Source organism: Acetivibrio mesophilus, from assembly GCF_004102745.1.
GTDB classification, from domain to species: Bacteria; Bacillota; Clostridia; order Acetivibrionales; family Acetivibrionaceae; genus Hungateiclostridium; species Hungateiclostridium mesophilum.
This window is the reverse complement of sequence record NZ_RLII01000056.1, coordinates 1-6456: the sequence shown is the minus strand read 5'-3', so window position 1 is coordinate 6456 and position 6456 is coordinate 1. Positions and strand designations below refer to the sequence as shown.

At 37.0% G+C, this 6456-nt stretch carries 7 protein-coding genes and 1 tRNA gene; 2 read left to right on the top strand and 6 right to left on the bottom strand.

The features are described from left to right. Nucleotides 1-303 precede the first annotated feature (303 nt). From EFD62_RS16960 to EFD62_RS16940, 5 genes are all read right to left on the bottom strand, one after another. Nucleotides 304-379 (bottom strand) — tRNA-Lys (locus tag EFD62_RS16960). A 230-nt stretch (nucleotides 380-609) separates the two neighbouring features. Then, a complete protein-coding gene (locus EFD62_RS16955; protein WP_069196104.1) occupies nucleotides 610-1881 on the bottom strand; it encodes an adenylosuccinate synthase in 1272 nt (423 codons plus the stop codon). Between the two features lie 471 nt (nucleotides 1882-2352). Continuing rightward, nucleotides 2353-2556, bottom strand: a complete 204-nt coding sequence (locus tag EFD62_RS16950) for a DUF1858 domain-containing protein (protein ID WP_069196103.1) — start codon at nucleotides 2554-2556, stop codon at nucleotides 2353-2355. Nucleotides 2557-2675: 119 nt separating this feature from the next. Continuing rightward, the gene (locus tag EFD62_RS16945; RefSeq protein WP_069196102.1) at nucleotides 2676-3233 is read right to left on the bottom strand and encodes a Fe-S-containing hydro-lyase; all 558 of its coding nucleotides are present in this window, start codon (nucleotides 3231-3233) and stop codon (nucleotides 2676-2678) included. Between the two features lie 30 nt (nucleotides 3234-3263). Beyond that, entirely contained in the window at nucleotides 3264-4106 is an 843-nt protein-coding gene (locus EFD62_RS16940) for a fumarate hydratase (RefSeq protein WP_128706558.1), read from the bottom strand. A 377-nt stretch (nucleotides 4107-4483) separates the two neighbouring features. On the opposite strand from EFD62_RS16940, the gene EFD62_RS16935 reads away from it, so the two are divergent. Together EFD62_RS16935 and EFD62_RS16930 are read left to right on the top strand one after the other, a co-directional pair. Next, the gene (locus tag EFD62_RS16935; protein ID WP_069196100.1) at nucleotides 4484-4876 is read left to right on the top strand and encodes an adenine nucleotide alpha hydrolase family protein; all 393 of its coding nucleotides are present in this window, start codon (nucleotides 4484-4486) and stop codon (nucleotides 4874-4876) included. A gap of 191 nt (nucleotides 4877-5067) precedes the next feature. Next, nucleotides 5068-5343, top strand: a complete 276-nt coding sequence (locus tag EFD62_RS16930; RefSeq protein WP_069196099.1) for an HU family DNA-binding protein — start codon at nucleotides 5068-5070, stop codon at nucleotides 5341-5343. An 87-nt stretch (nucleotides 5344-5430) separates the two neighbouring features. Here EFD62_RS16930 and spo0A read toward each other — a convergent pair whose 3' ends face one another. Continuing rightward, nucleotides 5431-6240 (bottom strand): sporulation transcription factor Spo0A, encoded by an 810-nt coding sequence (gene spo0A / locus EFD62_RS16925; RefSeq protein ID WP_069196098.1) that lies wholly within the window; start codon nucleotides 6238-6240, stop codon nucleotides 5431-5433. Nucleotides 6241-6456 lie beyond the last annotated feature (216 nt).

Below are 6456 nucleotides of genomic sequence, written 5' to 3'. Positions count from 1 at the left end.
ATTTGGTTTGATTGTTTCTCTCAACTCAATTATACCAATGTTGAAGGTCTCATGCCATTTTTATCACCAAATAATATTGAATTTTCAAGGTGCACAGGGACTTTTATAAGTGCGAAGTTTTAGTTATCAATTTATTGTCACTCGTCAATCAATCTGACAAAGTATATTTTAGCTAGAACACATCAAAAAGTCAAGTAAAAAAACTAATTTTTTTTAAGAATTTTATGGATTGTTAACCCTAATTCTTAAGTGGTTTTAAAAGGAAACTTATGACTACTATACGCCACAAGATTCCTTTTTACCTGGTGAGCCATCCGCGACTCGAACGCGGGACACCATGATTAAAAGTCATGTGCTCTGCCAACTGAGCTAATGGCCCATAATACTGCGCGATTTCTGCATCACACAGTTATATATATTACAACAGGTTATATCGTTCTGTCAACTAATTTTTTAAATTTTTTTAGGTTTTTTTAAAGTTTTTTTGCTAACCGATAGTAGCTCAAAACTGCCCATAGTTTCACGAGCAGTTTTGAGTACATACAGAGCCACATCATGCAACCTACTTATAGCTTACCAAATATATAAGTATGCTGTCGATTGCTCTAACTATACAATGATAGTCTGCTCCCTTTCCTTCCCAACGCCAATCAGCTTTATTTTGACTCCTACAATCTCTTCTATTCTACGCAAATACTTTTTAGCATTGTCAGGAAGGTCATTAAAGGATTTGACCTTTGATATATCTTCTTCCCAGCCGTCAAATTCTTCATATACGGGTTCGCATTGGGCAAGCTCCTTCAGACTGGACGGGAAATTGCGAGTCTCTTGTCCATTCTTTTTGTATGCAACACAAAGCATTATTTTAGGCAACTTACCGATTGTATCAACATGGTTTATTGCCAATGCTGTAAGTCCATTTACTCTTGCAGCATACTTTATCATAACAAGATCCAACCAACCGCAACGTCTTGGTCTTCCTGTCGTTGTACCATATTCCCATCCAAGCTCCCTTATAGTATCCCCCATCTCATTATCCTGCTCTGTCGGGAATGGTCCTGCGCCAACTCTGGAGGTATAGGCTTTCAGAACCCCGTATACCTCATTAATAAAGACAGGGCCGACACCTGCTCCTGTGCAGACCCCACCTGCCACAGGATTGGAAGAGGTAACATACGGATAAGTCCCGAAATCAAGGTCTAGGAATGTCGCCTGCGCCCCTTCAAATAATACGTTCTTGTCCTGTTCTATAGACTCAAATATAATGCTGTTTACATCTGCAACATATCCCTTAAGCTTTCTTCCATATTCAAGGTATTCGGATATGACCTGGTCGGCATCTAGCTTTTGTCCTCCATATACCTTTTCAATTATAAGGTTTTTAGTCTTCAAGTTCTCTTTTACCTTATCGACAAATACCTCTTCATCAATAAGATCACACATCCTAATTCCCGATCTTTCTGTCTTGTCCGAGTAGCACGGTCCAATACCTCTTTTGGTTGTTCCTATTGAATTATCACCTCTGAACTTCTCCTGAAGCTCATCTAGCAGTCTATGATATGGCATAATAACATGAGCTCTATCGCTCACTAAAAGCCTGCTGGTGTCTATTCCTTTGTCATTTAGCTCCTTAATCTCCTTGAGCAAAACTGCCGGATCAACCACAACACCGTTACCTATAATACATGTTTTACCTTCGTTCAGTATTCCTGATGGTATAAGATGCAACGCATATTTTACACCATTGGCTACTATTGTATGTCCAGCATTATTTCCGCCTGAAAAACGTACCACTATATCCGAGTCCTTAGCCAGCATATCAATATACTTGCCTTTTCCCTCGTCTCCCCACTGGGTGCCTACTACAACTCTTGTAGCCATTCAACTATTCCCCCCTATTCCAGAAGTCAGACCACAAACTATATAAACCGCCTAAAACTAATTTAATATAAACCTTAGCGATTTAAACCTTGGACAGCGTATGGCGCTAGGAAGCACCAAACCAATTCGCTACCAGTATACTTTAATGGTACTGCATTCCTTATTTTTTGGAACATATAAATTATAACTTCAAAATGAATTAATTACAACTTAAAACTAACACTATTATATAATATCATTTATACTCAATAAAGACAATTAAAAACTCGAACATTCAACTAAGTTCTTCTCTGGATAGTTCGGATTTTATTTGCGACTGAAGTAGAAATGCCTAAGAATTATATAGATAAAGGTGCAAAAAAATAAGACATTAAATGTCTTATTTTTTGTTAGATTGATTTCATATTAATTAAGAAACCTTTATAATGCAACAGCTTATAGTGCTTTTGAGCCGATTGATTTTGGAGCCGATTATTTATTCTCGAAATATTCGTTCAGCTCCTTAACAAGCTTATCTGCATCTATCCCATGAACTGCGCATGCATCTTCTATACTTTCACCTGATGAAGACGGACATCCAAGGCAATGCATTCCATTGTTGATAAATATTGGGGCAGCCCCCCTGTCTAATTGCAGCACATCAGCTATAATCATATCCTTTGTAATCTTGCTCATTCTTATCCCTCCAAACCTTTCAAATATTAAACATCGTATTAAACTTAACCCAAACATTATTATACACTATTGTTAAATAAAAATATACCCTATTTTATTTCCCTGCTCCACAAATACTCTCATGGAGTAACGATCTGGAATTTTTCCCTTCCAGTCTTGTAAAGATTGTTACCGTCGCTATCGATTATTACAACAGCAGGAAAATCCTTAACCGTCAGCCTCCTTATGGCCTCTGCTCCAAGATCAGGAAAAGCAATCAATTCTTCAGCAACAATCGACCTTGCAATTAGGGCTCCTGCCCCTCCAATCGCTCCAAAATACACCGCACCGCAACTTTTCATTGCATCTATAACCGCTTCGTTTCTTAATCCCTTACCTATCATACCTTTTAATCCAAGCTTTATCAGCTCTGGAGCATAAGCATCCATTCTGCTGCTGGTTGTCGGACCTGCGGAACCAATGACATCTCCAGGTTTTGCAGGACACGGACCAACATAGTATATTATCTGGTCCCTTATATCAAAAGGCAGCGGCTTTCCCTCCTGTATAAGACTTACCATTCTCTTATGTGCAGCATCCCTGGCCGTATATATTATTCCATTGATGCTTACAATATCTCCTGCTTTCAACTCTCTTGCCTTTTCCTCAGTCAAAGGCGCTTCGATAGTATGTTTCATATTTACCACCCTTTACAGAATAACTAACATTTATATAATAATCTCCGAATGTCTGGTTGCATGACAGTTTATATTCACGGCCACCGGCAGGCCTGCAATATGGGTTGGATAAACCTCAATGTTCACACCCAAGGCTGTAATTCTTCCTCCCAGTCCTGAAGGGCCTATACCCAGTCTGTTTATGCGCTCCAACATCTCCTCTTCCAACTCTTTTAAATACGGCACATCATTTCTTATATCTATCGGTCTAAGCAAAGCCTTCTTGGCCAAAAATGCTGCCTTTTCCATGGTTCCCCCTATACCTACTCCAACAACAATAGGAGGACAAGGATTTGGACCTGCCTTTTCAACCGTCTCAATTATAAAACTTTTAACCCCTTCTATTCCCTGTGAAGGTGTAAGCATTTTAAGACCGCTCATATTTTCACTTCCAAAGCCCTTTGGAGCTACCGTTATCTTTATTTTGTCTCCGTCAATTATGTTATAATGAATCACCGCCGGAGTATTGTCCTTTGTATTTATCCTATCAATAGGATCCCTTACAACGGACTTTCTTAGATAACCTTTTTCATAACCTCTTCTAACTCCTTCATTGACTGCATCGGTAAGGCTTCCTCCTGTAATATGCACATCCTGGCCTATATCCATAAAAACAACAGCCATTCCCGTATCTTGACAGATTGCCATAGACCTTTCCTTTGCTATTTTGGCATTCTCAATAATCTTACTTAAAATTTCCTTTCCATTATCCGATTCTTCTGCATTAAAGCCTTTTTCCAAGCCTTTTATTATGTCATCATTAAGATAATAATTTGAGTCCATACAAAGCTTTTCTACAGCTTCAATAATACTATCAATATGAATTGTTCTCATGACATCCCCCGACCTCTTATTTCTCCAACTTACCGACTTTGACTCCGGTAAGTTTAATTCTAGTACACAAAAATCCATTTTGCAATAGAACAGGTACGAAGATTGGTGAAACATTTTTTATTAATAAATAAGACTTTTTTGAGTATCTCTGATATAATAAAAGTATGAGGGCTGCTTGAAAAATGCCTGCCAAATCATTTGCTGCATTAAACTTTAATATTTTTAGACGCATAAATCGCAAAATAAATATTACACTGGCAATGCAGCGATTTATATGCCTAAAACATGGTTTAGCGTGGCAAAATATAAAATATATATTCGTTGATACATTGTCAGTATATATTTGCTGAAAGCATCTTAGGAAAGGGGTTTTTATCTTGAGTTCACCTCAGAACATTTTAGTTTGTGTAACACAGCAGATTACTTGTGAGAGACTGATATTAAAAGCCGCAGATTTGAGAAACGAATTGATGGGCGAACTCTTTGTTATACATGTTGCAAAAAACGAATGGAACTTTCTAGACAACATTAAAGAAGGAGAGGCATTAGAGTATCTATTCAAAATTTCAAAATCAGTCGGTGCCAATCTTTCAGTGCTAAAGTCCGATGATATTGTTCAAACCATAGTAGATTTTGTAAATGAAAATAGAATTACCCACATTGTAATGGGAGAGTCCCCTAATGATCATAAGGAAAATAATTTTTACAATGAGCTAAATAGTCTGCTAAATAAAGTTGAAATTCATATTATACCTCAGGTCGGAATTTGACGAAACTGCGAAATAGCTTATCTTTATAGGATAAGCGCAATATTATACATCAAAATGTATAACTATGCAATTATTAATTAACTTATTACAAAAAAATTTGATTTATTCCATTAAATTATTCGTAATTGCTTGACTTTACACGATTTTCATTATAAAATATTGTCGAATTCCAAATTTAGGAGGTTGTGTACATGAATAAAACTGAATTAGTAAACTCAATTGCTTCGAAGTCAGGTCTAAGCAAAAAAAACAGTGAAGCTGCTTTGAATGCTTTTATCGCCTCTGTTGAAGAAGCACTTAAAAGCGGTGATAAAGTAGTTCTTGTTGGTTTTGGAACTTTTGAAGTTAAGAACAGAGCTGCAAGAAAGGGAAGAAACCCTCAGACAAAAGAAGAAATCACAATCCCCGCATCCAAAGCACCTGTATTTAAGGCAGGAAAAGGATTAAAGGATATAGTTAATAAGTAATAAATTATATTATTAAAAGACCTGTCGTACGACAGGTCTTTTAGATTAATCCAATCTTTTCTCTTGATTTGCTATAACATAGGCTACTTATGGTCTTAATCCCATAGTTATTCTTATTTTATCTGCCATCATTGCAATACATTCTGAGTTTGTAGGCTTGCCTTTGCTGTAATTAATCGTGTATCCGAACAACGCATCCACAGTATCGGGATTACCTCTTGCCCAAGCACTCTCAATGGCATTTCTGATTGCTCGCTCAACTTTTTGAGGTGTAGTGTTGTACTTTTCAGCAACAGCAGGGTACAAAGTCTTTGTTACAGACGTAAAAACCTTTGAATTCTTTACAGTTTGTATGATAGCCTCACGAAGGTACTGGTAACCTGACATATGCGGAGGGATGCCCACCTCATGCATCAAATTCGTTACCTCGACTTCAATGTCATAATATCTATCTACGTTGCCGCTAAACAGCTCAGAATTCTTAATAATCGGCTTATTCGAGAAGGCAGACATTGACTTTTCCCTATATAGCTGTCTTATTCTGGTGACCAGCACTTCAACATCAAAAGGCTTAATAATGTAGTATTCTGCTCCCAGACTAACAGCTCTTTGTACAAATACATCCTGTCCAATGGCTGAAAGTATAATGAAGATAGGCTTATACTCCATCTGCATAGTAGACAGCCTCTCCAAGACCCCCAATCCGTCCAAATTAGGCATAATAATATCAAGCACAACCACATCAGGTTTTTGGGACATAATCATTTCTATAGCCTGTAATCCGTCTTTTGCTACTTCTAAAACTTCTATATCTTCATACTGGTTCATATATTCCTTCAGCAATTTTGCAAACTCAATGTTATCATCGGCAATTAAAACTGAAATCTCACCTTTCATTCCATTACCCCGCTTTAAATACAAATAATATTAAAACCTATCATATAACTTTATAGTCGTTTCTCAAAAAACTCTGTATATTTTACATTATAACTAAAACTTCGCACTTATAAAAGTCCCTGTGCACCTTGAAAATTCAATATTATTTGGTGATAAAAATGGCATGAGACCTTCAACATTGGTATAATTGAGTTGAGAGAAACAATCAAACCAAAT